This window comes from Luteibacter sp. CQ10, from assembly GCF_040900725.1.
In the GTDB taxonomy this organism is placed as follows: domain Bacteria; phylum Pseudomonadota; class Gammaproteobacteria; order Xanthomonadales; family Rhodanobacteraceae; genus Luteibacter.
Genome location: NZ_JAEUYM010000001.1, coordinates 44072 through 70206, shown reverse-complemented (window position 1 = coordinate 70206; position 26135 = coordinate 44072). Strand labels below are relative to the sequence as shown.

The 26135-nt window shown below is 67.3% G+C and carries 26 protein-coding genes and 1 riboswitch; of the genes, 10 read left to right on the top strand and 16 right to left on the bottom strand.

Translation table 11 applies throughout. From position 1 onward, the window contains the following. Window positions 1–8 precede the first annotated feature (8 nt). The 11 genes from JNG39_RS00325 to glyA all read right to left on the bottom strand — a co-directional run bounded on the left by JNG39_RS00325 (window position 9) and on the right by glyA (window position 9431). Window positions 9–506, bottom strand: a complete 498-nt coding sequence (locus JNG39_RS00325) for a phosphatidylglycerophosphatase A (protein ID WP_368309007.1) — start codon at window positions 504–506, stop codon at window positions 9–11. Next, entirely contained in the window at window positions 503–1456 is a 954-nt protein-coding gene (gene thiL, locus JNG39_RS00320) for a thiamine-phosphate kinase (protein ID WP_368309006.1), read from the bottom strand. Before thiL ends, JNG39_RS00325 begins: the two co-directional genes overlap by 4 nt. Before the next feature lie 24 nt (window positions 1457–1480). After that, window positions 1481–1930 (bottom strand): transcription antitermination factor NusB, encoded by a 450-nt coding sequence (nusB, locus tag JNG39_RS00315; RefSeq protein ID WP_368309004.1) that lies wholly within the window; start codon window positions 1928–1930, stop codon window positions 1481–1483. Then, the gene (gene ribE, locus JNG39_RS00310; RefSeq protein WP_144914561.1) at window positions 1927–2394 is read right to left on the bottom strand and encodes a 6,7-dimethyl-8-ribityllumazine synthase; all 468 of its coding nucleotides are present in this window, start codon (window positions 2392–2394) and stop codon (window positions 1927–1929) included. Before ribE ends, nusB begins: the two co-directional genes overlap by 4 nt. A 46-nt stretch (window positions 2395–2440) precedes the next feature. Continuing rightward, window positions 2441–3358, bottom strand: a complete 918-nt coding sequence (ldcA, locus tag JNG39_RS00305; protein ID WP_368309003.1) for a muramoyltetrapeptide carboxypeptidase — start codon at window positions 3356–3358, stop codon at window positions 2441–2443. A 102-nt stretch (window positions 3359–3460) separates the two neighbouring features. After that, window positions 3461–4543, bottom strand: coding sequence for a bifunctional 3,4-dihydroxy-2-butanone-4-phosphate synthase/GTP cyclohydrolase II (gene ribBA / locus JNG39_RS00300; protein WP_368309002.1), 1083 nt, complete (start codon window positions 4541–4543; stop codon window positions 3461–3463). A 16-nt stretch (window positions 4544–4559) separates the two neighbouring features. After that, complete coding sequence (locus JNG39_RS00295; RefSeq protein ID WP_368309001.1) at window positions 4560–5201, bottom strand: riboflavin synthase; 642 nt, start codon at window positions 5199–5201, stop codon at window positions 4560–4562. 122 nt (window positions 5202–5323) lie between these two features. Next, a riboswitch (FMN riboswitch) is annotated at window positions 5324–5474 on the bottom strand. Window positions 5475–5516: 42 nt separating this feature from the next. After that, on the bottom strand, window positions 5517–6491 hold the full coding sequence (locus JNG39_RS00290) for a Gfo/Idh/MocA family protein (protein WP_368308999.1): 975 nt from the start codon (window positions 6489–6491) through the stop codon (window positions 5517–5519). Between the two features lie 17 nt (window positions 6492–6508). Further along, window positions 6509–7582 (bottom strand): bifunctional diaminohydroxyphosphoribosylaminopyrimidine deaminase/5-amino-6-(5-phosphoribosylamino)uracil reductase RibD, encoded by a 1074-nt coding sequence (gene ribD, locus JNG39_RS00285; protein WP_368310784.1) that lies wholly within the window; start codon window positions 7580–7582, stop codon window positions 6509–6511. Between the two features lie 73 nt (window positions 7583–7655). Further along, on the bottom strand, window positions 7656–8171 hold the full coding sequence (gene nrdR / locus JNG39_RS00280) for a transcriptional regulator NrdR (protein WP_368308997.1): 516 nt from the start codon (window positions 8169–8171) through the stop codon (window positions 7656–7658). A 3-nt stretch (window positions 8172–8174) separates the two neighbouring features. Beyond that, complete coding sequence (glyA, locus tag JNG39_RS00275; RefSeq protein WP_368308996.1) at window positions 8175–9431, bottom strand: serine hydroxymethyltransferase; 1257 nt, start codon at window positions 9429–9431, stop codon at window positions 8175–8177. Between the two features lie 241 nt (window positions 9432–9672). Between glyA and JNG39_RS00270 the strand changes: the two genes are divergently transcribed. From JNG39_RS00270 to JNG39_RS00255, 4 genes are all read left to right on the top strand, one after another. Continuing rightward, window positions 9673–10722: a hypothetical protein gene (locus JNG39_RS00270; RefSeq protein WP_368308995.1), complete on the top strand. Its 1050-nt coding sequence runs from the start codon at window positions 9673–9675 to the stop codon at window positions 10720–10722. Window positions 10723–10873: 151 nt separating this feature from the next. Next, window positions 10874–12532 carry an energy-dependent translational throttle protein EttA gene (gene ettA / locus JNG39_RS00265; protein ID WP_368308994.1) on the top strand — a complete coding sequence of 553 codons (1659 nt, stop codon included), beginning with the start codon at window positions 10874–10876 and terminating at the stop codon, window positions 12530–12532. A 98-nt stretch (window positions 12533–12630) separates the two neighbouring features. Further along, window positions 12631–13458 (top strand): orotidine-5'-phosphate decarboxylase, encoded by an 828-nt coding sequence (gene pyrF, locus JNG39_RS00260; protein ID WP_368308992.1) that lies wholly within the window; start codon window positions 12631–12633, stop codon window positions 13456–13458. A gap of 108 nt (window positions 13459–13566) precedes the next feature. Next, window positions 13567–13950, top strand: coding sequence for a DNA-binding protein (locus JNG39_RS00255; RefSeq protein WP_144914585.1), 384 nt, complete (start codon window positions 13567–13569; stop codon window positions 13948–13950). Between the two features lie 368 nt (window positions 13951–14318). On the opposite strand, the gene def is transcribed toward JNG39_RS00255, so the two are convergent. After that, window positions 14319–14855 carry a peptide deformylase gene (gene def / locus JNG39_RS00250; RefSeq protein WP_368308991.1) on the bottom strand — a complete coding sequence of 179 codons (537 nt, stop codon included), beginning with the start codon at window positions 14853–14855 and terminating at the stop codon, window positions 14319–14321. Between the two features lie 166 nt (window positions 14856–15021). Between def and JNG39_RS00245 the strand changes: the two genes are divergently transcribed. Together JNG39_RS00245 and JNG39_RS00240 are read left to right on the top strand one after the other, a co-directional pair. Further along, a complete protein-coding gene (locus tag JNG39_RS00245) occupies window positions 15022–17097 on the top strand; it encodes a carbon starvation CstA family protein (RefSeq protein WP_368308989.1) in 2076 nt (691 codons plus the stop codon). A 10-nt stretch (window positions 17098–17107) separates the two neighbouring features. Then, complete coding sequence (locus JNG39_RS00240) at window positions 17108–17293, top strand: YbdD/YjiX family protein (RefSeq protein WP_144914593.1); 186 nt, start codon at window positions 17108–17110, stop codon at window positions 17291–17293. Window positions 17294–17454: 161 nt separating this feature from the next. Here the strand turns inward: JNG39_RS00240 and JNG39_RS00235 are convergent, their stop codons facing one another. Further along, window positions 17455–18723 carry a multidrug effflux MFS transporter gene (locus JNG39_RS00235; RefSeq protein WP_368308987.1) on the bottom strand — a complete coding sequence of 423 codons (1269 nt, stop codon included), beginning with the start codon at window positions 18721–18723 and terminating at the stop codon, window positions 17455–17457. A gap of 112 nt (window positions 18724–18835) precedes the next feature. On the opposite strand from JNG39_RS00235, the gene crcB reads away from it, so the two are divergent. The 4 genes from crcB to JNG39_RS00215 all read left to right on the top strand — a co-directional run bounded on the left by crcB (window position 18836) and on the right by JNG39_RS00215 (window position 22176). Then, a complete protein-coding gene (gene crcB, locus JNG39_RS00230; protein ID WP_368308986.1) occupies window positions 18836–19228 on the top strand; it encodes a fluoride efflux transporter CrcB in 393 nt (130 codons plus the stop codon). A gap of 20 nt (window positions 19229–19248) precedes the next feature. Continuing rightward, window positions 19249–20370 (top strand): cyclopropane fatty acyl phospholipid synthase, encoded by a 1122-nt coding sequence (cfa, locus tag JNG39_RS00225; RefSeq protein ID WP_368308985.1) that lies wholly within the window; start codon window positions 19249–19251, stop codon window positions 20368–20370. Between the two features lie 68 nt (window positions 20371–20438). After that, window positions 20439–21845: an MFS transporter gene (locus tag JNG39_RS00220; protein ID WP_368308983.1), complete on the top strand. Its 1407-nt coding sequence runs from the start codon at window positions 20439–20441 to the stop codon at window positions 21843–21845. A 121-nt stretch (window positions 21846–21966) separates the two neighbouring features. Continuing rightward, window positions 21967–22176, top strand: a complete 210-nt coding sequence (locus JNG39_RS00215; protein WP_247373356.1) for a hypothetical protein — start codon at window positions 21967–21969, stop codon at window positions 22174–22176. On the opposite strand, the gene JNG39_RS00210 is transcribed toward JNG39_RS00215, so the two are convergent. The 3 genes from JNG39_RS00210 to JNG39_RS00200 form a co-directional block, all read right to left on the bottom strand. Next, window positions 22151–22573 (bottom strand): hypothetical protein, encoded by a 423-nt coding sequence (locus tag JNG39_RS00210; protein WP_368308982.1) that lies wholly within the window; start codon window positions 22571–22573, stop codon window positions 22151–22153. The two genes, JNG39_RS00215 and JNG39_RS00210, sit on opposite strands and share 26 nt — an antisense overlap. Window positions 22574–22749: 176 nt before the next feature. Continuing rightward, the gene (locus JNG39_RS00205; protein WP_368308980.1) at window positions 22750–23409 is read right to left on the bottom strand and encodes a basic secretory protein-like protein; all 660 of its coding nucleotides are present in this window, start codon (window positions 23407–23409) and stop codon (window positions 22750–22752) included. Window positions 23410–23671: 262 nt separating this feature from the next. Further along, the gene (locus tag JNG39_RS00200) at window positions 23672–26113 is read right to left on the bottom strand and encodes a GH92 family glycosyl hydrolase (RefSeq protein WP_368308978.1); all 2442 of its coding nucleotides are present in this window, start codon (window positions 26111–26113) and stop codon (window positions 23672–23674) included. Between the last annotated feature and the right edge of the window lie 22 nt (window positions 26114–26135).

Here is a 26135-nt window from a genome sequence, read left to right as displayed (position 1 = left end):
AGGTTTCCTCAGGCGAACGACAGCACGATGCGAAGCACCACCGCGGCGAAGATACCGGCGATGAGGTCGTCGAGCATCACGCCCAGGCCGCCCTTCACTCGGCGGTCGAGCCAGCCGATCGGTGGCGGCTTGGCCACGTCGAAGAGACGGAACAGCGCGAAACCGGGGATGACGGCCCACCACGGAGCCCACAACGCGGGCAGCAAGGCGACCCACTGACCCACGAATTCATCCCAGACGAGGCTGCGATGGTCGTCCACGCCGATCCGTCGACCGGCGACATCGCACGCCCACACGCCCAGCGCGAACGACAGCACGATGATCGACAGCCATACCGACGGCGGCAGGCCGCGCAGCAGGAGCCACGGCACCAGCGCGGCGAGCGAGCCGGCCGTGCCCTGGGCCTTCGGCACCAGGCCCGAGCCGAAACCGCAGGCGATCCATCCCGCCGGCGACGCGAGCAGCCGGCGGCGGTCCGCCGCGTCGAGGACGTATTTGGTGCTCATGCGGCGAAGTGGTTCCAGCCCGCGCGCACCGGGGCGACCGCCTGCCCCGACGCATCGATCACGCGCACGCCCGCGCCCTCCACCACGCGGCCGATCCGCGTGGCACCGCCACCGACGCGGGCGAGATCGGCGGCCACCTCGTTCGCGCGATCGGCGGGCACGGTGAAGCACAACTCGTAGTCGTCGCCGCCGCCCAGGGCGAAGTCGATGGCATCGGCATCGTGGAAGTGCGCGAGCATGGCCGACGAACGCGGCAGCATCGCCACGTCGATCTCGGCGCCCACGCCACTTCGCGCGCAGAGATGGCCAAGGTCGGCGACCAGGCCGTCGGAGACGTCGATGCAGGCCGTGGCGATGCCACGCAGCGCCTGGCCCGCGCTCACGCGCGGCGTGGGCCGGTTGAGCCGTTCGACGAGCGCGGCATAGGGCGACGCGTCCGCTTCGGCGAGGCAGCGCAGGCCCGCCGCGGCATCGCCCAGCGTGCCAGTGACCATCACGACGTCGCCCACGCGCGCGCCGGAGCGCAGCAGGGCTTCGCCGGGCGCGGTGAACCCGTGCACGGCGACGGTGACGGTGAGCGGACCCCGCGTGGTGTCGCCGCCGATCAGGGCGAGGCGATACGGCGTGGCGAGTTCGGCGAAGCCCTGGGCCAGTCCGTCGACGAAGGCTTCGTCGGAGGTGGGCAGCGTGAGCGCGAGCAAGGCCCACGCGGGGGTCGCGCCCATCGCGGCCAAGTCGGAAAGATTCACGGCGAGGGCTTTCCAGCCGATGTCCGCGGGTGCCGTCCCCACGGGGAAGTGCACGCCTTCCACGAGGGTGTCCACGGCGATCGCGAGTTCGCGACCGGCCGGGACGGCGACCACGGCCGCGTCGTCGCCGATGCCGGTCGCCACGTCGTCGCGGTTGACGTCCGTGTGCCGGCGGATGCGTTCGATCAGGTCGAATTCCATGCGTGCTCCCTCAGGGGTGGAGCATCAGGATCGCTTTTCGGCCGTACGCCAGTGCGTCGCGAGTTTGTCGAGCACGCCGTTCACATAGCTGTGGCCGTGGTCGGCGCCGAAGCGCTTGGTGGCTTCCACCGCTTCGTTGATCACCACGCGGTAGGGCACGTCGGGCCGATATTTCAGCTCGTAGGCACCCATGCGCAGCGCGGCACGCTCGATGGGATCGATCTGGCCCACCTCGCGGTCGACGAAGGGCTTGATGCCTTCGTCGAGCTCGGCCACGTGCTGCTCCACGCCGCGCAGGATGTCTTCGAAGTATTCGAGGTCGGCCACTTCCATGTCCTGCTCGTGACGGAACTGCGCGATGACGCTGCCCATCTTCGAACCGCCCACCTGCCAGGCATAGAGCGCCTGGAGCGCGCGACGGCGGGCGCGCGAACGGGCCTGGAGATCGATGCCGTGCGAGGGGGCGTTGGTCATTGGCCGAGCTTCGCGTAGAGGTTGGTCATTTCGATCGCGACCATCGCCGCGTCGGCACCCTTGTTGCCCGCCTTGGTGCCGGCACGCTCGATGGCCTGCTCGATGCTGTCGGTGGTGAGCACGCCGAAGCACACCGGCACGCCGGACGCGTAGGCGGCCTGGCCCAGTCCCTTGGCGGCTTCGCCGGCCACGTAGTCGAAGTGCGGGGTGGAGCCGCGGATGACGGCGCCCAGGCCGATCACGGCGGCATACTGGCCCGACGCGGCGACCTTGTAGGCGGCCTGGGCGATTTCCCAGGCGCCGGGCACGCGGATCAGGTCGATCGCGTCGTCTTTCACGCCATGGCGCACGAGCGCGTCGCGCGCGCCGTCCACCAGCGGTTCGACGACGAACGCGTTGAAACGGCCGGCGACGATGGCGAAACGGCCCTTGGGAGTGGCGAAATCGCCTTCGATGATCTTCATGTGGGGTGTCCTGATGGCGGGGGTGGCCGCCGGGCGGCCGGGTATTTTACGGGGTTTTGGGTCGCGGGTGCCCGGCGAAGGCCAGACGGGCCCGGCCGGCGGTCACGTCGAGGCGCCCGGACACGCCGAAAGGCAGGGTGAGCTTGGCCGCCGCATGGCCGAACGGCAGGCCGCGAACCAGCGGAATGCCCGTCGCGGCGACGATTCGCTCGAAGGTGACCGGCAGGTCATAGCCGTTGTCGTACTCGGCGACCCGGTAGCTGGTGAAGTCGCCCACCACGAGGGCTTTCTGCCGCTTCAGCACGCCCGCGTGGACGAGGTGGTAGAGCATCCGCTCCACCCGGTAGGGCGGCTCGGCGATGTCTTCGATGAACAGGATGCCGCCGTCGATCCCGGGGAAATACGGCGATCCGGCCAGGCTGGTGAGCATGGCGAGGTTGCCGCCCCAGATCGTGCCTTCCACCGCGAGATCCGAGGTCTCCGGCGCGTCCCACGACGCCTCGGCGCGATCGGAGGCGAGCACGCTCCAGAAGTGGCTGGCCGTGAGCGGATCGAGTTCGGACGCACCGAAGTCCGGGCCGAGCATCGGACCGCCCAGCGTCGCCACGCCGCTGCGTGCCAGCAAGGCGCATTGCAGCGCCGTGAAGTCGCTGTGGCCGACCAGGGCCACCGGTGCGCCGGCGAGGCGGCGCAGGCCGTCGTAGTCGAGCAGCGGAAGCAGCGGATGCGCGCCGTAGCCGCCACGGATGGCGAGTACCACGTCAGGGAGCGGACCGTCGACCAGCGCGTTGAGGTCGGCGGCACGCTCGGCATCGGTACCGGCGAAGCGGAGGTGGCGGCGGTCGAGCACGTCGAGGCCAGAGAGGCGATGACCTTCCTTTTCCAGACGCTCGACGCCGCGCCGCATGGCGGCGACGTTGTGCGGGTAACCGGAAGGGGCGATCAGGCGGATGTCGTAGGTCATCGTTACTTGATACGGAGTGTGGGACGGGTTGGCAACTTCGGACACCCCGCCCTGGGCTCCTGCGCACGCAGGAGCTCAGGGCGGGGCGTTCAGGAGAGCGACCTACTCCACCACTTCCAACCCGAACCCCGCGATGCCGACGAACTTGCGCGGCGTGCCGATCACGCGCAAGCGCTTTACGCCCAGGTCGGCGAGGATCTGCGCGCCCAGGCCGAGCTGACGCCACTCCTGGTCGTCCTTCGGCGCGACCAGAGGCGCACGCTCGCCCTTCAACCGGGCGAGCAACGCATCGGGTGTGTCCTCGCCCGACAGCACCAGCAGCACGCCGCGATCGGCCGCATCGATGCGCCGCAGGGCTTCGGTGACCGTCTGGCCCAGGTCGGCGCGGCGCAGGTGCAACACGTCGGACAACGTATTGCGCACGTGCACGCGGGTGAGCACCGGCTCGCCGTCGTCCACGCTGCCGCGCGTCAGCGCGAAGTGCAGGCCACGGCGGATGCCGTCGCGGTAGGCCACGAGGCGGAACGCACCGAACTCGGTGTCGACGTCTTCCTCGTGCACGCGCTCGATGGTCTTCTCGGTTTCCAGGCGATAGCGGATGAGGTCGGCGATGGTGCCGATCTTCAGTCCGTGCTTCGCCGCGAAGACCTCCAGCTCGGGGCGACGCGCCATCGAGCCGTCGTCGTGGAGGATCTCGATCAGCACCGAGGCCGGCTCCAGGCCCGCCATCGCGGCGAGATCACAGCCCGCCTCGGTGTGGCCCGCGCGAGTGAGCACGCCGCCCGGCTGCGCCGTGAGCGGGAAGATGTGGCCGGGCATGGTGATGTCGGCGGGCTTCGCGTCGCGCGCGGCGGCTACCTGGATGGTACGCGCGCGATCGTGCGCCGAGATGCCAGTGGTGACGCCCTCGGCCGCCTCGATCGATACCGTGAAGTTGGTATGGAACGGCGAGTTGTTGTCGCTCACCATCGGCTTCAGGCCGAGCTGGCGCGTGCGCTGTTCGGTGAGGGTGAGGCAGAGCAGGCCGCGCGCTTCCTTCACCATGAAGTTCACGTCTTCGGGGCGCACCTTTTCGGCGGCCATCACGATGTCGCCCTCGTTTTCGCGATCCTCGTCGTCGAGGATCACGACCATGCGGCCGTTGCGGATGTCCTCGAGGATCTCGGGGATGGTGTTGAATGCCATGCGCTGGTTATCCGGGTCAGGCGAAGCCGTGCTGCTTCAGGAAAGCCTCGTCGAGGCGCGGCGCCTCGCCCGCGGAAAGCAGGCGTTCGACGTAACGCGCCACGACGTCGACCTCGATGTTCACCGCATCGCGGGGCCGGCGTGCCGAGAACGTCGTGTGTTCCACCGTGTGGGGGATAAGGTTCACGCCGAAACGGTTGCCGTTGACCTCGTTCACGGTGAGGCTGGTGCCGTCGATGCACACCGAGCCCTTGTGGGCGATGTAGCGGGCGATCTCGCGCGGCACTTCGAAGGTCCAGCGCAACGAACGGCCGTCGGGCGCGATGGACACCACCTTGCCCAGGCCGTCGACATGGCCGGAGACCAGGTGGCCACCGAGGCGGTCGGCCAGGCGCAGGGCCTTTTCGAGGTTCACGGCGTCGCCCGGGCGGCGGTCGCCCAGCGAGGTCAGCGAGAGGGTTTCGTTGGAGACGTCGGCCGCGAAACTCGAGGCATCGAATTCGATCACGGTGAGGCACACGCCGGATACGGCGATGCTGTCGCCCAGGGCGACGTCGGTCATGTCGAGGGAGGCGGTATCGACGACGAGGCGGACGTCGCCACCGCGCGGTTCGAGCCGGGCGATGCGGCCCACGGCCTGGATGATGCCGGTGAACATGTCAGTGGCCTCCCTTCACGGGGGCCGCGGAGCGATGGGTTTTCATGAACGTTTCCCGCGGTGGTGAGCGAAAAACGCCCCAAGGCGCATGGCGGCGAACGCCCCGTGAAGGGATCGCGCGACGCCGTCTTCTTTCATCCGGACTGTGACCGTCGGCTCCGGAGTCTGACCGGATCTGCTGACCTCCTGGCGGATGCCGGGAGCGCTCGCGGGCTCGTTCCCTTGCGGAAACCTACCGCCGGTGGGGAGTTTCGCCCCGCCCTGAAGACGCTTGTATGACGCGAAGGATATCACCTCCGGGGACAAGGGGTGCTCCTAACGCAGGACCTGGTCCATCACCCAGCTCGTTCGCGCGGCGGTGTCGCCCGTGGATGGGCATTCGCCTCGTTCCAGCAGCGCATCCACCACGGTGGCGATCAGCGGTTGCTGGATGTGTTCGGGATTGGCAACGCGCCGCTCTTCCGAGCGTCCATCGGTCTCCACGCGGATCGGCCCGTCACCGAACGTGGCGAACACCAGCCGGCCGCGATCACCCACGATCTCGACCCGGTCTTCCCGGCGATCGGCGCCGAAATTCCACAGGCCCGTGCCGAGCACGCCGTTGCCGAAGGCGAAGGCCATCGCCACCGTGTCCTCGGCCGGATAGGCGCCCAGCTGGTTCGACACCATGCCGCGCACGTCGACGATGGGGCCGAGCAGGAAATCGAGGATATCGAGCGTATGGCAGCCGATGTCCACGAAGATGCCGCCACCGGATATCTCCGGACGCACGGTCCAAGGCAGCCTGGCCGGATCGGCGTAGCGCGCTTCGAAGGGATGGTGGAGCAACACGTTCACCAGGCGCGGCGTCCCGATGGCGCCGTCGTGCAGCAGCCGGGCGATCGTGGTGAACCTCGGCAGCGCGCGACGGTAATACGCGACGAAAACGGGAACGTGCGCCGCCCTGCCCGCGTCGACGATGTCCATGCATTCGCGATGGTCCATCGCCATGGGCTTCTCGACGTAGACCGGCTTGCCCGCGACGATGGCCTTCAGCGCATGCTCGCGATGGCTCGACGGCGGCGTGGCGACGTAGACCGCGTCGACTTCATCGTCGTGGATGAGCGCATCGGCATCGTCGTACCAGCGCGGCACGCCGTGGCGTTGCGCGTAGTCGCGCGCCTTGTCGCCGTCGCGACGCATGACGGCGACGAGGGACGAATCGGGCACTTTCGAGAAGGCGGGACCGCTCTTCATTTCCGTCACCGCGCCGCAGCCGATGATGCCCCAACGTACCTGTTTCATCGCCAAAACCGATCTCCTCGCCGTCATGCGGGCGTCACCGCATCCGGTCGCATCAGCAGGCGCGTGTCTTCGCCCACCTGCCGCCGATCCACCGTGCGCAACGTCCATCGCGACGCCATGTCGTCCAGCGGCGGCAACGCGAGCATCGGCCGCGCCGTGTGCCCGAGCAGCACCGGCGCGACGTACACCAGCAATTCGTCGGCAAGCCCCTGCGCGAGCAACGCGCCGCACAACACCGGACCGGCCTCGACGTGCACTTCGTTGACATCCTGCTGCGCAAGCCCATGCAGCACGGCGCGCAGGTCGAGCCCACCTTCGTCGCGACGGATATCGACGCGACGAACGTCACGAAGGTGGTCGGGCACGGAAGCACCCGGCGCATGCAACAGCACGATCGGCGCTTCGCCGTCGAGCACGTGGGCGCCCCTGGGCGTGCGCAGGTTCGTGTCGAGGATCACGCGCAACGGCGGCACGAAAGCCTCGCCGTCGGCCAGGCGCACGGTGAGGCGCGGGTCGTCGGCGAGTACCGTGCCGCTGGCCGAAAGGATCGCGGAGGCGCGCGCGCGCCAGCGCTGCACGTCGGCACGCGCGGCATCGCCGGTGATCCACTTCGACGAACCGTCGGCCAGCGCCGTACGACCGTCGAGGCTCATGGCGAGTTTCACCCGCACCCAGGGGCGCCCGCGTTGAACGCGACTGAAGAAGCCGACGTTGATCTCGTGCGCCGCCTCACGCATCAGGCCCAGCTGCACGCCGATGCCCGCGGCCCGCAGTTTCTCGATGCCCTTGCCGTCCACCTTGGCGAACGGATCTTCATGCGCGATCACCACGCGGCCGACGCCGGCGGCGATCAACGCGTCGGCGCAGGGCGGCGTGCGCCCGTGATGCGCGCACGGCTCGAGCGTGACGTAGGCGGTGGCGCCACGCGCCGCCTCGCCCGCCTCGCGCAGCGCGAACACCTCGGCATGGGGCTCACCGGCCTTCGGATGCCAGCCGGTGCCCAGCACCGTCTCGCCGCGCGCGATGACGCAACCGACGCGCGGATTGGGCTGGGTGGTGTACAGGCCACGTTCGGCCAGGCGCAGGGCCTGGGCCATGTGGACGTGGTCGATGGCGGGGAAGAAAGGCTTGGACATGACGGCCATTCTCGCATGGGCCGTCAGGGCCGTATCAGCCTTTTCGACCGCGCCTGGCCGCCTCCAGCAGCGGAAGCTGCAAGCCCTCGAGCGAGGGCAGGTCGCGCTCGAGCTTTTCGATTTCCTCGCGGAAGGCGTGCACGTCTTCGAAGCGGCGGTATACGGAGGCGAAGCGCACGTAGGCTACCTGGTCGAGCGCCTTGAGCTCGCGCATCACCAGTTCACCCACCTGCCGCGACGGCACCTCGCGCTCGCCGCTGCGGCGCAGGTCGTTCGTCACCGCGCGCATGGCGGCATCGACGGCATCGCTGGCGACCGGGCGCTTCTGCAACGCGCGCTCGAAGCTCACGCGCAGCTTGTGTTCATCGAACGGCTCGCGGCGATCGCCGGACTTGACGATCGCCGGGAGCTTGAGTTCCGCCGTCTCGAACGTGTTGAAACGCTCGCCGCATTGCGGACACTCGCGCCGCCGCCGTACCGTGCCACCGTCTTCGGTGAGCCGCGAGTCGATGACGCGGGTGTCTTCATGCTGGCAGAAGGGACAGTGCATCGATCAGCCGTAGACCGGGAAGGTCTTGCACTGCGCCGTCACCTTCTCGCGCACCGCGGCGATCACCGCTTCGTCGTTCGGCGCGTCGAGCACGTCGCAGATCCAGTTCGCCAGCTCCACCGTGTCGGCTTCCTTGTAGCCGCGCGTAGTGATGGCCGGCGTGCCCACGCGCAGGCCCGAGGTGACGAAGGGTGAGCGCGGATCGTTCGGCACGGCGTTCTTGTTGACCGTGATATGCGCCTTGCCCAGCGCGGCTTCCGCGTCCTTGCCGGTGACGTCGCGGCCGATCAGGTCGACCAGCATGAGGTGGTTCTCGGTACCGCCGGACACGACCTTGTAGCCGCGTTCGATCAGCGTCTTCGCCATCGCCTTGGCGTTCTTCACTACCTGCTTCTGGTAGTCGGTGAAGGCCGGTTCCAGCGCTTCCTTGAAGGCCACGGCCTTGGCCGCGATCACGTGCATCAGCGGACCGCCCTGGATGCCCGGGAACACCACCGATTGCAGCTTCTTCTCGAGCTCCTCGCCCAGGCCCTTGGCCACGATGATGCCGCCGCGCGGGCCGCGCAGGGTCTTGTGCGTGGTGGAGGTGACGACGTGGGCATGCTCGATCGGGCTCGGGTAGACCCCGGCGGCGATCAGGCCCGCGACGTGGGCCATGTCGACGAACAGGTAGGCGCCCACCTTGTCGGCGATGGCGCGGAAGCGCGCCCAGTCGAGCACCTGCGAATAGGCCGAGAAGCCGGCCACGATCATCTTGGGCTTGTGTTCGACGGCCAGACGCTCGACCTCGTCGTAGTTCACCAGGCCGGTGTCCGGGTCGATGCCGTACTGCACGGCGTTGAAGATCTTGCCCGAGAGGTTGACCTTGGCGCCGTGGGTGAGATGGCCGCCGTGGGCCAGGCTCATGCCCAGGATGGTGTCGCCCGGGTTCAGCAGCGCGAAATACACCGCCTGGTTGGCCTGCGAGCCCGAATGCGGCTGCACGTTCGCGTAGTCGGCGCCGAAGAGCTTCTTCAGGCGCTCGATGGCGAGCTTTTCGGCCACGTCCACGTACTCGCAGCCGCCGTAGTAGCGCTTGCCCGGGTAACCCTCGGCGTACTTGTTGGTGAGCGTGGAGCCCTGGGCCTCCATCACGCGGGGGCTGGCGTAGTTCTCCGAGGCGATCAGTTCGACGTGATCCTCCTGGCGGCGGGATTCATCGGCGATGGCCTTGGCGAGCTCGTCGTCATAGCCGGCGATCGTTGCATCCTTCGGGAACATCTCGACCTCGTTCGAAGCGGGTGGGGAAAGGCGAAAAGTGTAGCCCAGGTGGGGAGTTGCAACCAGCGCCCCTGTTTCATCAAGGGCTTGCCGCCGGGACGTGTAGGGTTTTGCCGCGCCGATGTGTAGGGATGAGCCAACGGAGCGTGACGGCCCCTGCCACGGCCCCGCGCGACGGCCTATCATTCCCGGCGGCGCAGCCCTTGCGGCGCGCCGTCCGCAACCTCCCCAAGGAAGAACCATGCATCGTAAGGACACCTTCCGCGCCCGTCGGCGCGGCATGCTCATGGCGTGCGCCCTCGCCACGGGCCTGATCTCCCCCTCGACCTTTGCCCATTCGCTGGTCCCGCGATTCGACGAGGCCGTGACCGGGACCCTGCCCGTCACCCTCGCCTCGCGGGACGGCGAACTCGTGGTGCGCGACCGGATTCGGGCCGACGTGACCTATTCCGACGGCCGCCCGGGGCAACTGTTCGCCGTGACGTGGCGCGGCACCGCGGGCCTCGCCGTCCGCGAAAGAGGCGGCCTGCGCGTCATCGTCGACAACGGCGAAAGCATCCGCTCGAGCCGTATCGACGGTGCGTCGGACGAGATCGCCGAATCGACCCTGCCCACGCGCTCACGCTCACGCCAGGGCGGCCCGATCGACCGGGGCGCGGCGCCTTCGCCCCTGCCCCGGATCACGCGCAACGACGCGCTGCGCGGCGGCACCTATACCGATCTCTACCTGTTCGTCTACGTGCAGGACGGGATCGAAGGCGACGACGAGAGCCTGTTCGGCGACTATCTCGCCGACTTCACGAGACAGCTCAGCCAGGAGCATTTCGTGGGCCTGAACGTGCACGTCCGCATGCGGCGCGACATACCGCACCTCACCACCCGTCTCGAGCCCACGGAGAGTTCGCTATGGGACTGGCGCCAGCGCGTCTATACGAACGCGCCGGGGGACGAGTCGCCGGATTACTTCAGCGAAAACCGCCTGAACCTGCTCCTGGTGAACACCCGCTACGCCCAGCTGCCCGATTTCCTGGGCGTCGCCGAAGGCAGGGGCGACTTTGCCATCGCATCCATCTACGAGGACGCCCGCGTACCGGCCCACGAGGTGGGGTACCTCCTCGACGCCGGGCACCACCTGGCCGAAACGGTCGCTCCGGACGTATCGGGCCAACCCCGGACCTGCGCGACCACGATGTGGCCCCATCCGGACTACCCGGCCTGCGGCTGGTTCAGCAAGGCCAACATCGAATGGGAAAGGGTGTGGGAAGAAGGCGTGCGTCGCTTCAGCCGCTGATACGCCGGGGCGTCTTTCCGCCATCGCCTTCGTTCCGCTCCAGCGCGTGAACGGCGCCCACCGGCCCTCCTTCCCGAGGCGCTATAATGGGGTTTTGCCCTCCCGGAAGCGTGCCTTTCGGGAGGGCTTCGGCCTTCCCCTCGGAGCGTCCATGCAATACATCTACACCATGAACCGGGTGAGCAAGATCGTTCCCCCGAAGCGCGAGATCATCAAGGACATCTCGCTGTCCTTCTTCCCCGGCGCCAAGATCGGCCTGCTCGGCATCAACGGCGCGGGCAAGTCGACCGTGCTCAAGATCATGGCCGGCGTGGATACCGATTTCCAGGGCGAGGCCCGCGCCAACCCGGGCACCAAGATCGGCTACCTGGCCCAGGAGCCCGACCTCGATCCCGATAAGACCGTTCGCGAGGCCGTGGAAGAAGGCGTCTCCGTGGTACTCGACGCGCAGAAGCGCCTCGAGGAGGTCTACGCCGCCTATGCCGAGGAAGGCGCCGACTTCGACAAGCTCGCCAAGGAACAGGAGGCCCTGGAGGGCATCCTGGCCGCCAACGACGCCCATGCCCTCGAGCGCCAGCTCGAAGTGGCCGCCGACGCGCTGCGCCTGCCGCCCTGGGACGCCAAGATCGGTCCGCTGTCCGGCGGCGAGAAGCGTCGCGTGGCGCTGTGCCGCCTGCTGCTGTCCAAGCCCGACATGCTCCTGCTCGACGAGCCCACCAACCATCTCGACGCCGAATCGGTCGACTGGCTCGAAACGTTCCTGCACGACTATCCCGGCACCGTGGTGGCGGTCACCCATGACCGCTACTTCCTCGACAACGCCGCCGAGTGGATCCTCGAACTCGACCGCGGCCGCGGCATTCCCTGGAAGGGCAACTACACCGAGTGGCTGGAGCAGAAAGACCAGCGCCTCGCGCAGGAAGCCAACCAGGAGAAGTCGCGCCAGAAGGCCATCAAGAAGGAACTCGAGTGGGTGCGTTCGGCCGCCAAGGGCCGCCAGTCGAAGGGCAAGGCACGCCTGAACCGCTTCGAAGAGCTCAACTCGGTCGAATACCAGCGCCGCAACGAGACGAACGAAATCTTCATCCCGCCGGGCGAGCGCCTGGGCAACGAGGTGATCGAATTCAAGAACGTCACCAAGTCGTTCGGCGACCGCGTGCTCATCGAAGACCTCTCGTTCAAGATCCCGGCTGGCGCCATCGTCGGCGTGATCGGTCCGAACGGTGCGGGTAAGTCCACGCTGATGAAGATGATCATCGGCAAGGAGCAGCCGGATACCGGCGAGGTGAAGCTCGGCCACACGGTGAAGCTCGCCTACGTCGACCAGTCGCGCGACGCGCTCGATGCGAAGAACAACGTATGGCAGGAAGTCTCCGGCGGTTCGGACATCCTCACCATCGGCACCTTCGAGATCCAGTCGCGCGCCTACATCGGCCGCTTCAACTTCAAGGGCACCGACCAGCAGAAGATCGTCGGCCAGTTGTCCGGCGGTGAGCGCGGCCGCCTGCACATGGCCAAGACCCTGCTGCAGGGCGGCAACGTGCTGCTGCTCGACGAACCGTCCAACGACCTCGACGTCGAGACGCTGCGCGCGCTCGAAGACGCCCTGCTCGAGTTCCCGGGCTGCGCGATCGTGATCTCGCATGATCGCTGGTTCCTCGATCGCATCGCCACGCACATCATCGCGTTCGAAGGCGATTCGCACGTGGAATTCTTCCCCGGCAACTACAACGAGTACGAAGCCGACAAGAAACGCCGCCTCGGCGACGACGCCGGCCCGAAGCGGGTCAAATACAAGAAGCTCGTCTGACCGTAGGAGCCGCTTCAGCGGCGAAGAACCGACGAAGCAAGGAAGCGGCGCACCTCGAAGGGGCGCCGCTTCACCATGAACACCCAGCGAGGCCACACATGAACTTCATGACCGCCCTGAAGGACGCCTGGCGTCGCAACGACTCCCTCCTCTGCGTGGGCCTCGATCCCGAACCCGGCCGCCTGCCCGCCGGCCTCCACGGCGAGGAAGGCATCTACACCTTCTGTCGCGACATTGTCGACGCCACCGCCGGGCTCGTCTGCGCCTTCAAGCCGCAGATCGCCCACTTCGCCGCGCAACGCGCCGAGGGCGCGCTCGAACGGCTGATCGCCCACATCCACGACCGCCATCCGGGCATCCCGGTCATCCTCGACGCCAAGCGCGGTGACATCGGCTCCACGGCCAAGCATTACGCCGCCGAGGCCTTCGACCGCTACGGCGCCGATGCGGTCACGCTGAACCCCTACCTGGGGCGCGACTCCATTGAGCCGTTCCTCCATCGCGCCGACAAGGGCGTGATCCTGCTCTGCCGCACCTCCAATCCGGGCGGTGCCGATTTCCAGGCGCTCGACTGCGGCGGACGCCCGCTCTACCTGCGCGTGGCCGAAACCATCGCGCGCGAATGGAACGAAAACGGCAACTGCGCACTGGTCACGGGTGCCACCTGGCCCGAAGAGCTCGGCCGCGTGCGTGAGGTGGTGGGCGACATGCCGCTGCTGGTGCCCGGCATCGGTGCCCAGGGGGGCGACGTGGAGGCCGTCATGGCCCATGGATGTACGACCGATGGTCACGGTCTGATGATTTCTTCCTCGCGCGCCATCATTTACGCTAGCAACGCATCGGACTACGCGGAGCTAGCACATCGCGCTGCCGATGACATGAGAAAATTGGTCAATTCGTTCCGAGAACAGCGGTTAAATCGATAGCAGTCGCAAATTGCACGATTTGGCAACTGCAAAAGGCTTACGCTGCCGCTCCGGGGTATCCAACAATACCGGGCCTCTTGAGGCGCCACGCGTTCCACCGGAGTTGTCATGCCACCTATCAACCGAGGTTTTTCCCAACGTCTGCATGTCGCGCTGGACATGGCGGGCGTCAAGAAAGGCCGCGGCCGCATTACCCAGCTGGCCGATCTTTTCGACGTCAGCCGCGAGACCGCGCGAAAGTGGCTCAGTGACCTGGGCCTTCCCGAACTGGAGCGCCAGATCGACATGGCCACGCGGTTCGGCGTCAATTTCGAATGGTTGGCCACCGGCCGCGGCTCTCCCAGTGGAGCCACCGGGGTTCGCGAGAGCCCCGCCCTGTATCGCGCCGATTCGCGCGAGCAGCTCCGTCTCGTGGGGCTCGTGAGCCGGTTGCCGAAGGAACGCCGCAAGGCGCTGCTGGTGATCGTCGAGGCCCTGGCCGAGGCCGAGTAGGCAGGGCTGTCGCGAAGCCTTCGCCGATACGATCGGCTCCCACCCCTTCGGTAGGCCGAGACGCTTTCCATGGAAGGGTCTCGGCAGGACCGAGGCGAAGCCTTCGCCGATACGATCGGCTCCCACCCTTCGGTAGGTCGAGACGCTTTCCATGGAAGAGGCTCGGCAGGACCGAGGCGAAGCCTTCGCCGATGCGATCGGCCCCCACCCCTTCGGTAGGTCGATACCCTTCCCATGGAATGGTCTAAGCAGGACCGAAGCGAACCTTTCGCCGATGAGATCGGCTGCCTTGCCTTCCGTAAGCCAATACCCCTGCTACTGGAAGGGTGGGAGCCGATCGTATCGGCGAACCAGGCGAAGCGCGGCGCTCAATCGTCCGCCAGCTCCATCCCCGGAAACAGCACCTCGGTGTAACCGAACTTCGTGAAGTCGGTGATACGCGACGGATACAGCCGCCCGATCAGGTGGTCGCATTCATGCTGCACCACGCGCGCGTGGAAGCCTTCCGCCGTGCGATCGATCGGCTGGCCTTGCGGGTCGACGCCCTGGTACCGGATCAGCGTGTAACGGTTCACCGCGCCGCGTAGCCCCGGCACGGAGAGACACCCCTCCCACCCTTCCTCCATGTCCTGCGACAACGGGGTGATGACCGGATTGAGGAGGATCGTACGCGGCACCGGGGGCGCGTCGGGGTAACGGTCGGCATGCTCGAAGCCGAAGATCACCAGCTGCAGGTCGACCCCGATCTGCGGCGCGGCCAGGCCGACGCCGCCCACGTGGTGCATGGTGTCGAACATGTCGGCGATGAGCGCATCGAGCTCGCTCGAACCGATCATCCCGTCGGGAACGGGAGGCGCGATGCGCAGGAGGCGCTCGTCGCCCATCTTGAGGATTTCGCGAATCATCGGGCACCCGGGGGGAAGGGGAACGAACCGCCAGCATGGCGGCGGAACGCCCCGGGCTCAAGCCTCCTATTCGACCAATGGCTAATACCCCGGGCCCTCGCCGCGCATTGACCCCCGCCCCCGCGGAGGACGACCCTTGTCGCATCCGTGAGGGGAGTTCCGACACATGCAAAGCGCCATTCCCAAACCCAGCCCCGCAGGCAAGATCCTGTGGGTGGCCATCGCCATCGTGGGCGCCTGGTGCCTGGGCGTCATCGCCCTGCGCCGTGGCGAGCCGATCAACGCCATCTGGCTGGTCACCGCGTCGATCGCCGTTTTCCTCATCGGCTACCGCTTCTACGGCCGCTTCATCGCCCGTCGCGTGCTGGTGCTGGACCCGAGCCGAGCCACGCCTTCGGTATTGCACAACGACGGCCTGGACTACGTGCCGACCGATCGCTGGGTGGTCTTCGGCCACCACTTCGCCGCCATCGCCGGCGCCGGCCCCCTGGTCGGCCCCGTGCTGGCCGCCCAGATGGGCTACCTGCCCGGCACCCTGTGGATCCTGGTGGGCGTGGTATTCGCCGGCGCGGTGCAGGATTTCATGATCCTGGGCCTCTCGTTACGCCGGGACGGCCGTTCGCTCGGCCACATGCTCCGCGAGGAGCTGGGCGAAGTGCCCGGGGTGATCGCCATGGTGGGCGTGCTGGTGCTGATGATGATCGTGCTGGCCGTGCTCGCGCTGGTGGTGGTCAAGGCGCTCACGCATAGCCCCTGGGGTACGTTCACCGTGGCGGCGACGATTCCCATCGCGCTGCTGATGGGCGTGTACCTGCGCTACCTGCGCCCCGGACGCATCCTCGAGGTCTCCATCATCGGCCTCGTGCTGCTGCTGTTCTCGATCTGGTACGGCAAGACGGTGAACGACACGCCCGCGCTGGCCGCCTTCTTCGATTTCGACGCGAAAACGCTGGCCTGGCTGCTGATCGGCTACGGCTTCTTCGCCTCGGTGCTGCCGGTGTGGTTGCTGCTCGCACCGCGCGACTACCTCTCCACCTTCCTGAAGATCGGCACCATCGCGCTGCTCGCCCTGGCGATCTTCCTCGCCGCGCCCGTGCTGCGGATGCCGGCGCTCACGCAGTTCGTCGACGGCAGCGGACCGGTGTTCGCCGGCAACCTGTTCCCGTTCCTGTTCATCACCATCGCCTGCGGCGCCGTCTCCGGATGGCATTCGATCATCGCCTCGGGCACCACGCCGAAGCTGCTCGCCAACGAGCGCGAGGCCACCATGGTCGGCTACGGCGGCATGCTGATGGAGGCCTTCGTCGCCATCATGGCGCTGATCGCCGCCGCCTCGCTGCACCCGGGCGTGTACTTCGCCATGAACTCCCCCGGCGCCATCGTCGGCACGACGGCCGAACAGGCCGCGCGCACGATCAGCGACTGGGGTTTCATGGTCACGCCGGGCGAACTGACCGAGACCGCGCGCAACATCGGCGAAAGCACCATCCTCGGTCGCGCGGGCGGTGCGCCCACGCTCGCGGTGGGCATGGCCCAGTTGCTGCACGGCATCCTGCCCGGCGAAGGCATGATGGCGCTGTGGTACCACTACGCCATCCTGTTCGAAGCCCTGTTCATCCTGACCACCGTCGACGCCGGCACGCGCGTCGGCCGGTTCATGATCCAGGAACTGGCCGGCATGGCCTGGGCACCGCTGAAAAAGACCGAATCGTGGGTCGGCAACGTGGTGGCCACGGTGATCTGCGTGAGCCTGTGGGGCTATTTCCTCTACCAGGGCGCGGTCGATCCGCTGGGCGGCATCAACACGCTGTGGCCGCTGTTCGGCATCGCCAACCAGATGCTCGCCGCCATCGCGTTGATGCTCGCGACCGTGGTGACCGTGAAGCTCAAGCGCGAACGCTACGTGCTCGTGCCCGCCGTACCGGCGGCGTGGCTGGTGATCTGCACGCTCACCGCGGGCTGGCAGAAGCTGTTCGACGCCAAGGTCAGCTTCACCGCGGTGGTGAACAAGTACTCCGAGGCGCTGGCCGCCGGCAAGTTGCTGGCCCCGGCGAAAACCGCCGAGGAAATGCAGCGCATCATCAACAACAACCGCGTGGACATGATCCTCACCGGCATCTTCATGCTGCTGGTGCTGACCATGCTGTTCTTCTCCCTGCGCGTCATCGCCCGGGCCTGGCGCGCGAATCGTCCCACCGCTCAGGAAGAGCCCTATGTCGCGCTCTCCAGCGTGGCGCCGTGAGGTGTTCGCCATGAGCCATCGCATCTGGAAATGGGCGGTGCAGACCGCCCGCCTCTGCTGCGGCGTGCCGGATTACGACGTGTACGTGAAGCACCTGCGCGAGCATCATCCGGAACGGCGCGTGCCGACGTATTCGGAGTTCTTCCGGGAGAGGCAGGAGGCGCGGTATCGGGGGACCGGGGGGCGTTGTTGTTGACGAGCCGCATGGGGTCTTGACGCCCCGTCCGACTCACGGCGCTGGGTTCCTGCGTGCGCAGGAACGATGTGAGTTTGCTTCATGTGTAACGGTAAATCTTGTAGCTCGTCGTTCCTGCGCACGCAGGAACCCAGCGCCGGACGTCCGAGGGCACGCCAAAGCTACATCGGCTCGTCCATCTCGACGTCCTTCGCCACCTCGACGGCCGCGGCCGCCGACGCACGCGCCACGCGCCGGCGATCCATCGCCACGTACCACACCCACCCCGACAGACCCGTCAGGCAGATCGCCAGCGATCCCAGCGCCAGCCACAGCATGTTCACCGACAGCATCGGCGACAGCACGCCCGCGACGAACGCCGTGACGATCAGGCTACCGAAGGTCTGCACCGACGACACCGCCCCGCGCTGGTCGGGAAAACGATCGAGCAGCAGGATGGTGATGGTGGGAAAGGCCAACTGCACGCCGCAGCCGTAGAGCGCCAGCGGCAAGGTGGACCAGGGCACGCGCGGTTCGGGCAGCAGCACGGCCAGCACGATGCTGATGGCGCAGGACGACAGCATCGCTACGTAGCCCCAGCCGACCGTGCGGATCGCGCTCACCCGCCCCGCCACGCGACCGGAGACGAAGGCGCCGAACACCATGCCCGACACCACCGGCACGAAGAGCCAGGGAAATCCGTCGGCACCCAGGTGAAGCAGGTCGCGGATGAGATGCGGTGCCGAGGCCACATAAAGGAACAGGCCGGAGAAGTTGATCGAGGCGGCGATCGCCAACGGCCAGAACGGCAGGTCGCGAAGGATGCCGACGTAGCTGCGCAGGAGCGGTCGCGGGCGAAAGATCGTGCGTTTGCCCGGCGGATGCGATTCCTCGAGGAAACGCCACGTCGCCAGCGTGAGCAGCACCGTGAAGCCCGACAGCGCCCAGAAGATGCCCCGCCACCCGTCGATGCCCAGCAACCATGCGCCCACGATCGGCGCGATGGCCGGCGCGATGCCGAAGATCATCATCACCTTGGACATCATGCGCTGGGCTTCTTCGCCCTGCATGGTGTCGCGCACCACCGCGCGACCCACCACGATACCCGCACCGCCGCTGACGCCCTGCAACACGCGACAGGCCATCAGCGTGCCGAAACCGGTCGCCAACGCGGCGCCGACGGTGGCGACCGTGTACACCGCCATCGCCACCACGATCACCGGCTTGCGGCCGTAAGCGTCGGAAATGGCGCCGTGGAACAGGCTCATCACCGCGTACGACAGCAGGTAGACGCTCAACAACTGCTGGAGCGCCACCTCGCCCACCCCGAACGTGCGGCCGATGTCGGGAAACCCGGGGAAGATGGCGTCGATCGAGAACGGCCCGATCATGGTCAGGGCCGCGAGCAGGAGCGGCAGGTAGCGCCGCGTGTGACGGATCGCGGTGGTCATGCGGCGGAGGTTCCGGCCCGGGGGAGTGGGCCATTATACCGGCCCGCCATCCTTGGCCCCACGGCACCGGAAGGCACATAATCCCCGCATCGGTTCCGTTCGAAGGATGATCGTGGGCTATACAGGCTTCCTCGCCGTCGGCATCGGCGGTATGTGCGGGTGCTGGCTACGCTGGTGGCTGGCCCTCGCGCTCAACCCGATCTTTCCTTCCGTGCCCTTCGGCACGCTGGCCGCGAATCTGACCGGCGCCCTGCTCATGGGCATCGCCCTGGCCGTCTTCGACCATTTCCAGTCGCTGCCGGTGGAGGTCCGCCTGCTCGTCGCCACCGGTTTCCTCGGCGGCCTGACCACTTTCTCGACGTTTTCGGCCGAGGCGTCCGGCCTGCTGCTTCGACAGCAGTACGGGTGGTTCGTGGTGCACGTGAGCGTGAACCTGCTGGGCTCGCTGCTGATGACCATCGGCGGCCTCGTCATCACCCGAGGGATACTGAAGCAGTTCCACTGACGACAGGGGGAGTCACCCGCATGGGCAACGCCGCGTCACTGAAGGCTCGCGCGCAGGTCCTGCTCGAACAGGCCGGCGTCACCATCGGCGGGAAACGCCCCACCGACATCGTGGTGCACGACGAACGAACGTACACGCGCGTGTTCGCGCACGGCTCGCTGGGACTGGGCGAGGCCTACATGGACGGCTGGTGGGATGCCGCCGACCTGCCCGGTTTCTTTGCCCGCGTGCTGTCCTCGCACATCGACGAATCGCTGCGCACGCTCGACACCCTGCTCATGCACCTGCGCGCCAAGTTCCTCAACATGCAGCGCGGCGAACACGCGTGGGAGGTGGGCCGGCAGCATTACGACCTGGGTAACGACCTCTTCGAGGCCATGCTCGGCAAGCGCCTGGTCTATTCCTGCGGCTACTGGGCGCAGGCGAACGACCTCGACGCCGCGCAGGAAGCCAAGCTCGACCTCATCTGCCGCAAGCTGCGCCTGCAACCGGGCCAGCACGTGCTCGACATCGGCTGCGGCTGGGGCGAAGCGCTGAAATTCGCCGCCGAGCGCTATGGCGTGAGCGGCGTGGGCGTCACCATCTCGAAGGAGCAGGCCGAATACGCGCGCGAGCTGTGCAAGGGCCTGCCCGTGGAGATTCGCCTGCAGGACTACCGCGAGCTCGACGAACGATTCGACGCGATCCTTTCCGTGGGCATGTTCGAACACGTGGGACCCAAGAATTACCGCGCCTGGTTCGAGGTGGCGCGACGCTGCCTGGGGCCCGACGGCCTCGCCCTGCTCCATTGCATCGGCAGCAACGGCCATCCCGGCCGCCCCGACCCGTGGATCGAGAAATACATCTTCCCCAATTCGATGATTCCGGCGATGAGCCAGGTAGCCGCGGCACTGGAAGACCTCTTCGTGGTGGAGGACTGGCACAACTTCGGCGCCGACTACGATCGCACCCTCATGGCCTGGCTCGCCAACGTCGACGCCGCGTGGCCGACGCTCCGCGAGCGGTACGACGAACGGTTCCGGCGCATGTGGCATTTCTACCTGGCCTGCTCCGCCGGCGTCTTCCGCAGCCGCCGCGACCAGCTCTGGCAGATCACCCTCTCGCCACGGGGCGTGCCGGGCGGCTACCGCGTGCCACGCTGACGGCACGACGACGTTCCGCTGCCTAGGGTGGCGGCATGGATGCCACGCCACGCCCTCGCGACGCGACCATGGACACCGACGTCCCCGCGCGGCTGGACCGCCTGCGCTGGGGCCGTTTCCACACGCTGGTGGCCGTGGCGCTGGGCATCACCTGGCTGCTCGACGGCCTGGAGGTGACCATCACCGGCGCCATCGCCGGCGCGCTCAAGTCCAGCCGGGTGCTGCACCTCACCGACGCGCAGGTCGGCCTGGCGGGCAGCCTGTACCTGGTGGGTGCCGTGGGGGGCGCACTGTTCTTCGGTTGGCTTACCGACCGACTGGGCCGCAAGAAGCTCTTCACCCTCACCCTGGGCCTTTATCTCGCGGCGACGGCCGCCACCGCGTTTTCGCCGAACTTTGGACTGTTCGTCGTCTTCCGCATGCTCACCGGAGCAGGCATCGGCGGGGAGTACGCCGCGATCAATTCCGCCATCCAGGAGCTGATACCCGCGCGCTATCGTGGCCATACCGACCTGGTCATCAACGGCAGCTTCTGGCTCGGCGCCGCGCTGGGCGCCGTGGGCGCCGTGGGTCTGCTCGACACCGGCATCGTTTCACCGGAGATCGGCTGGCGGCTCACCTTCGGCCTGGGCGCCCTGCTCGGCCTGGTCATCCTCGTGCTGCGCCACTGGGTACCGGAAAGCCCGCGCTGGCTCATGCTGCATGGGCGCATCGAGGAAGCCGAGGCGGTGGCGACGCAGATCGAGCGGCGCCTCGGCGCCGCACCGCCCGACACGCCGCTGCCCCGGCTACGCCTGGCGCCGCACGCCCTCACCTTCGCCGACGTCGGGCGCACGCTGTTCCGCGACTATCCCCGCCGCACCGTGCTGGGCCTGGTGCTGATGGCTACCCAGGCGTTCTTCTACAACGCCATCTTCTTCACCTATGCGCTTGTGCTGGGGCGCTTCTACGGCGTGGCCGATGCCGACGTCGGCCTGTACCTCCTGCCGTTCGCCGCGGGCAATTTCCTCGGGCCGCTGCTGCTCGGCCGCCTGTTCGACACGCTCGGGCGGCGTCCCATGATCGTGGCCACCTACGCGCTTTCCGGCCTGCTGCTCTTCGCCACCGCCTGGCTGTTCGTGCACGGCCGGCTCGACGCCCGCCTGCAGACGGTGGCCTGGAGCGTGGTGTTCTTCTTCGCCTCGGCCGCGGCCAGCGCGGCGTACCTCACGGTGAGCGAGAGCTTTCCCCTGGAGTTGCGCGCCCTGGCGATCGCCCTGTTCTACGCCTTCGGCACGGCGCTGGGCGGCGTCGTGGGCCCCTGGCTGTTCGGCGAACTGATCGGCACCGGCCAGCGCGCGTCCATCGGCTGGGGCTACGCCCTCGGTGCCGGGCTGATGGTGGTCGGCGCGATGGCCGCCGGCTGGCTGGGCATCGCCGCCGAGCGGCGTCCGCTGGAAGACGTGGCGGCCCCGCTCGGCCGGGCCGACGGGTAGGCCGGGGCCCATCCGGACGTGCCCTGGTTCACGCATCCGCCGGTGGCCGACACCTTTCCCGGCCGGGCCCCGCTAATATGCATGCACCCAACCACCGAACATCCCCAGGGGAAACGGGCACGTGCAGTCACGCAATTTCGCGGTATCCGTCGTACAACCGGGCGGCAAGGTCGCCATCGAGATCGAGTTCAACGAGAAGGTCCATGGCCTTTCCGGCGACACGCTCTGGCTTTCGCTCGAGGAATCGGCCTCGCGTGACGACGCCGAGGCCCTGCGCGCCCTGCTCGAGCGCATCGGTCATCGCATCACGGTGACGAACGTACGCTCCTGACGGCGTGTTCGGCGGAACCGTCCACGGCCACCGCCAGCGGTCGAAGGTGCGGCGCCAACCGATGGTTCGTGCCGTGCACCTTGCCGCATCCGAGGCAGCGCCGGGTCCGGCCCAGTCCCCCACGCGCGCTGCGCTCCATGCCGAGAAGGCATCCGCACACGTAGCAATCCCGGTCGCGTAGCCGCAGGCGCATGGTCTGCACCATGGCCACCAGCGCCGCCGAGCTCGCGCCCAGGGCGAACAGCCAGCGCGGCAGATGGGAGTAGAGCGAGGCGATGCCGAGTTCGCCGGGATAGCCCTGGGCGATCTGCGCGGCTGCCGCGGCGACGGCGCCCGAGGCCAGCAGCGCTGCGCAAGGCAGGTACATCCTCAGGTACATGCGTCCGGTGTATGACATGGCCCCCTCCAGGTCGTTCAGGCGCGGGCAGCATGTGGGTGGAGGGGTCTAGCAGTCGTGAAGGCTCAGAGGACGGCTGCGTCCGCTCGGTAGGAGCCGCTTCAGCGGCGATGGCAAATCGCGACACCGTTAGGTATCGCCGATAAATCGGCTCCTACCAAGCCAAGGCCGCTCCGTCAGATGCCTGGCGACTGCGTATACCGCGTCCACTGCGTATCCACGCTCGCCCCAGTGACCTGGTTCCACGTGTTCGCACTGTAGGAGCGCCCGCGCAATGCCGCATCGAAGCGCTGCACCGCGCCCGGGTAATGCTCTTCCACCCATACGAGGAAACGCGCGGTCACGCGATAGCTGTCGGTGTAGTTCTGGCCAGACTGGTAATTGCCGAGCGACCAGCCGGCCGCCGCGTTGTTCACGCCGTAGCGATAGCGCGCGTAATCGGCGATGCCCTCGACCATCCAGCCGGGGATGTTCTGCGAACCGTAGTCCTGCACGATGTGCATCGACTCGTGGGTCACCGTATCGGTGTCCGTCGGATGCGAGATCATGTAGCTCGCGCCGTAGGTTTCGGTGGCGTTCGCCGTGGCCGCCACGCCGTCGTACGCCGGATCGAGCACGATGTTGACCGTCTTCGATGCGTTCGGATTGAAGTCGCGGCTTTCCTGCGGATAGATGGTGAAGAAGGTATTCACCATCGCGTCCACGGTGGACTGGGCCACGCCGGACTGCTTGTCGGTGACGTTGAGCGTGTAGCCCTGCGACTGGTAGGTGACGGTGGTGTCGGCGAAAGCCGGCGCGGCGACGAGAACGGCTAGCAAGGGCACGACGAAACGCATGATGCGACTCCCTCTCGTTGGATGGAATCGACATGATGAAATCCATCCATGACAGGTTTCGTCTGCTGCGTCACAGACGAAAACACCGGCGTTCGCCGGTGCGATGCGTATACGGCAAGAACGTGAAACGCGAGGTACGCCACCACGTCGCACCGGCGCAAGCCGGCGTGTTAGAGCGCTGAACGTCTCTCGCGAAAACCTATCCGCCCGCCGCAGGCACCGGCCTGAGCCGGTGCCTACGGCGGGCTTCGAAACGAAACGTTCAAACCTGCTTGTCGGCCGGCGCGCCGTACGACGGCGGACGATCGGCGAGCGCCTTGCCGAAGTTCTCGTTGGGCTTGTCGCCCATCGTGAAGGTCAGCGTGCCACCGGTGACGAGTTCGGCGTGGGAGATCCAGCTCTTCGTCCACGGCTGGCCGTTCCATGTCACCGACTGGATGTACGGACGGCCCTCGCCATTTTCCTTCGTTTCGATGGTGAGCGTGCGACCGCCGCCGACCGCGATCTGCGCGCGATCGATCACCGGGCTGCCGAACACGTAGTTCGTGCTGACCGGATCCACCGAATAAAGACCCATGGCGCTCATGATGTACCACGCGCTCATCTGGCCGCAGTCTTCATTGCCGGGCAGACCGTCGGGCTCGGGCAGGTACATCGTGTCGAGCAGCATGCGCACGCGCGCCTGCGTCTTGTGGTGCGCACCCGTGTAGGCATAGAGGTAGGGCATGTGATGGCCCGGCTCATTGCCGAACGCATACTGGCCCACCATGCCGGCGATGTCCGGCGGCGCGTTGTCGGGCAGCGTGGGATCGGCGTTGAACAGGCCGTCGAGCTTCTTCTCGAACGCCTGCTCGCCACCGAACAGCTTCATGTAGTTGTACACGTCGTGCTGGTTGAGGAAGGTGGCCTGCCACGCGTTGGATTCGGTGAAGTCGCGCCACTTCTTCGAATGACCGATGGCGATCGGATCGAACGGTTCGATCCATTTGCCGTCGACGTCGATCGGGCGGACGAACTGCGTATCCTTGTCGAACACGTGGGCGTAGTTCTGCGAACGCTTGCGCAGCGCCGCCGCCTCGTCGGCATGGCCGAGCGCCTCGGCCATGGAGGCCACGGCCCAGTCGTCGTACGCGTATTCGAGCGTCTTGCTGACCGCCTCGCCTTCCTTGTCGCTGGGGATGAACCCGAGCTTGCGGTAGTAGGTCAGGCCGAAGTAGTCGTCCTGCATGGCGCGACGGCGGAACACCGGCCAGCCCTTGGCATAGTCGATGCCCTTGAAGCCCTTGGCCTGCGCTTCGGCCACGACCACGGCGGAGTGGTAGCCGATCATGCAGACGGTTTCGATGCCCTGCAGCGGCCACACCGGCGCGCCGCTGGGGCTCTCCACCGCCAGGCGCACGAGGCCGTCGACGAGGTCGGGCACGCGATCGCTCTGGTAGAGCGTGTACAGCGGATGCGCGGCGCGGTAGGTGTCCCACAGCGAATACGTGCTGTAGTTGTGCCGGTTTTCCGGCAGCGTGTGCACCGCCTTGTCCATGCCGCGGTAGCGGCCGTCGATGTCGCTGAACACCGTCGGCGCGAGCATCGTGTGGTAGAGCGAGCTGTAGAACGTGCGCTTGATCTTGTCCGACGACGAGTCCATGCGGATCTTCGACAGTTCGGTGGTCCATTCCGCCTCGGCCGAGGCGCGCACGCCGTCGAAGTCCCAGTTCGGGATTTCGCCGTCGACGTTGCGCATGGCGCCCTCGATGTCCACGCCGGAGATGCCCACCTTGACCAGCAGCGGCTCCTTGGACGCATGGTCGAAATGCAGCGCGGCCTTGAGCTTGTCGCCCTTGGCTTCGGTGCTGCCGGCCGGCAACGCCTTGTCGTTCGAGTACAACGTGACCGACTTGGCCGGGCGCGAGAGCTTCATCGCGAAATAGATGACGCGACCGCTCGCCCACTGCCATACGCGACGGCCACCGACCAGCGTGTCGTCGCCGACCAGGCGCATTTCCACGTCGCTGACGCGCGTCGGTTCCTGCGGGTTGTCCTGGTAGCCGTGGGCGAGGTCGACCAGCAGGTGGGCATCGCCGTCCTTGCCGAAGGTGTAGCGGTGCATGCCCGCGCGCAGCGTCGCGGTCAGCTCGGCGAGGATGTCGTGCTTGGTCAGCTTGACGCGGTAGTAGCCCGGATGCGCCTGCTCGCCGGTGTAATGCGAACGGTAGCCCTTGATGCCGGTCTTGTAGCCCTTCTCCGCCTTCTCGCCGCTCACCTTCTTCGCGTCGAAGCGCGACACGTAGTTCACGCCGTCGTAGTCGCGGTCGCCGGGCTGCAGCAGCACCGGGCCCATCGCGGGCATCACCAGCACGTCGAGCATGTCGGCGGCGCCGGTGCCGGACAGATGCGTGTGCGAGAAGCCCATGATCGAACCGTCGCCCTGGTGGTAACCGGACGAACCGTCCCACTGCGCGTTGTAGGTATCGGGGCTCAGCTGAACCATGCCGAACGGCCGCGTCGCACCGGGGAAGGTGTGACCGTGGCCGCCCGTGCCGACGAAGACGTCGACGTAACCCAGCACGCCCTCCACGGCGGTGCCGCCGCTCGCGGAAGGCGCGTTCGTGGCCTGGTGAACGCCGCTGGCCAGCGCGGTGAGGGAACCGAACTGACCGACGGCGGTCGCCGCGGCCATGCCCTGGAGAAAACGTCGACGGGTAACCATGAATCGCTCCGGCTAGGGCGTC

What these genes read in the sequence shown, in the direction of transcription:
- JNG39_RS00325 (WP_368309007.1), bottom strand. Translation starts at nt 506, where the DNA reads ATGAGCACCAAATACGTCCTCGACGCGGCGGACCGCCGCCGGCTGCTC.
- thiL (WP_368309006.1), bottom strand. Translation starts at nt 1,456, where the DNA reads ATGGAATTCGACCTGATCGAACGCATCCGCCGGCACACGGACGTCAAC.
- nusB (WP_368309004.1), bottom strand. Translation starts at nt 1,930, where the DNA reads ATGACCAACGCCCCCTCGCACGGCATCGATCTCCAGGCCCGTTCGCGC.
- ribE (WP_144914561.1), bottom strand. Translation starts at nt 2,394, where the DNA reads ATGAAGATCATCGAAGGCGATTTCGCCACTCCCAAGGGCCGTTTCGCC.
- ldcA (WP_368309003.1), bottom strand. Translation starts at nt 3,358, where the DNA reads ATGACCTACGACATCCGCCTGATCGCCCCTTCCGGTTACCCGCACAAC.
- ribBA (WP_368309002.1), bottom strand. Translation starts at nt 4,543, where the DNA reads ATGGCATTCAACACCATCCCCGAGATCCTCGAGGACATCCGCAACGGC.
- JNG39_RS00295 (WP_368309001.1), bottom strand. Translation starts at nt 5,201, where the DNA reads ATGTTCACCGGCATCATCCAGGCCGTGGGCCGCATCGCCCGGCTCGAA.
- ribD (WP_368310784.1), bottom strand. Translation starts at nt 7,582, where the DNA reads ATGGCCCAGGCCCTGCGCCTGGCCGAACGTGGCCTGTACACCACCCAG.
- nrdR (WP_368308997.1), bottom strand. Translation starts at nt 8,171, where the DNA reads ATGCACTGTCCCTTCTGCCAGCATGAAGACACCCGCGTCATCGACTCG.
- glyA (WP_368308996.1), bottom strand. Translation starts at nt 9,431, where the DNA reads ATGTTCCCGAAGGATGCAACGATCGCCGGCTATGACGACGAGCTCGCC.
- JNG39_RS00270 (WP_368308995.1), top strand. Translation starts at nt 9,673, where the DNA reads ATGCATCGTAAGGACACCTTCCGCGCCCGTCGGCGCGGCATGCTCATG.
- ettA (WP_368308994.1), top strand. Translation starts at nt 10,874, where the DNA reads ATGCAATACATCTACACCATGAACCGGGTGAGCAAGATCGTTCCCCCG.
- pyrF (WP_368308992.1), top strand. Translation starts at nt 12,631, where the DNA reads ATGAACTTCATGACCGCCCTGAAGGACGCCTGGCGTCGCAACGACTCC.
- JNG39_RS00255 (WP_144914585.1), top strand. Translation starts at nt 13,567, where the DNA reads ATGCCACCTATCAACCGAGGTTTTTCCCAACGTCTGCATGTCGCGCTG.
- def (WP_368308991.1), bottom strand. Translation starts at nt 14,855, where the DNA reads ATGATTCGCGAAATCCTCAAGATGGGCGACGAGCGCCTCCTGCGCATC.
- JNG39_RS00245 (WP_368308989.1), top strand. Translation starts at nt 15,022, where the DNA reads ATGCAAAGCGCCATTCCCAAACCCAGCCCCGCAGGCAAGATCCTGTGG.
- JNG39_RS00240 (WP_144914593.1), top strand. Translation starts at nt 17,108, where the DNA reads ATGAGCCATCGCATCTGGAAATGGGCGGTGCAGACCGCCCGCCTCTGC.
- JNG39_RS00235 (WP_368308987.1), bottom strand. Translation starts at nt 18,723, where the DNA reads ATGACCACCGCGATCCGTCACACGCGGCGCTACCTGCCGCTCCTGCTC.
- cfa (WP_368308985.1), top strand. Translation starts at nt 19,249, where the DNA reads ATGGGCAACGCCGCGTCACTGAAGGCTCGCGCGCAGGTCCTGCTCGAA.
- JNG39_RS00220 (WP_368308983.1), top strand. Translation starts at nt 20,439, where the DNA reads ATGGACACCGACGTCCCCGCGCGGCTGGACCGCCTGCGCTGGGGCCGT.
- JNG39_RS00210 (WP_368308982.1), bottom strand. Translation starts at nt 22,573, where the DNA reads ATGTCATACACCGGACGCATGTACCTGAGGATGTACCTGCCTTGCGCA.
- JNG39_RS00205 (WP_368308980.1), bottom strand. Translation starts at nt 23,409, where the DNA reads ATGCGTTTCGTCGTGCCCTTGCTAGCCGTTCTCGTCGCCGCGCCGGCT.
- JNG39_RS00200 (WP_368308978.1), bottom strand. Translation starts at nt 26,113, where the DNA reads ATGGTTACCCGTCGACGTTTTCTCCAGGGCATGGCCGCGGCGACCGCC.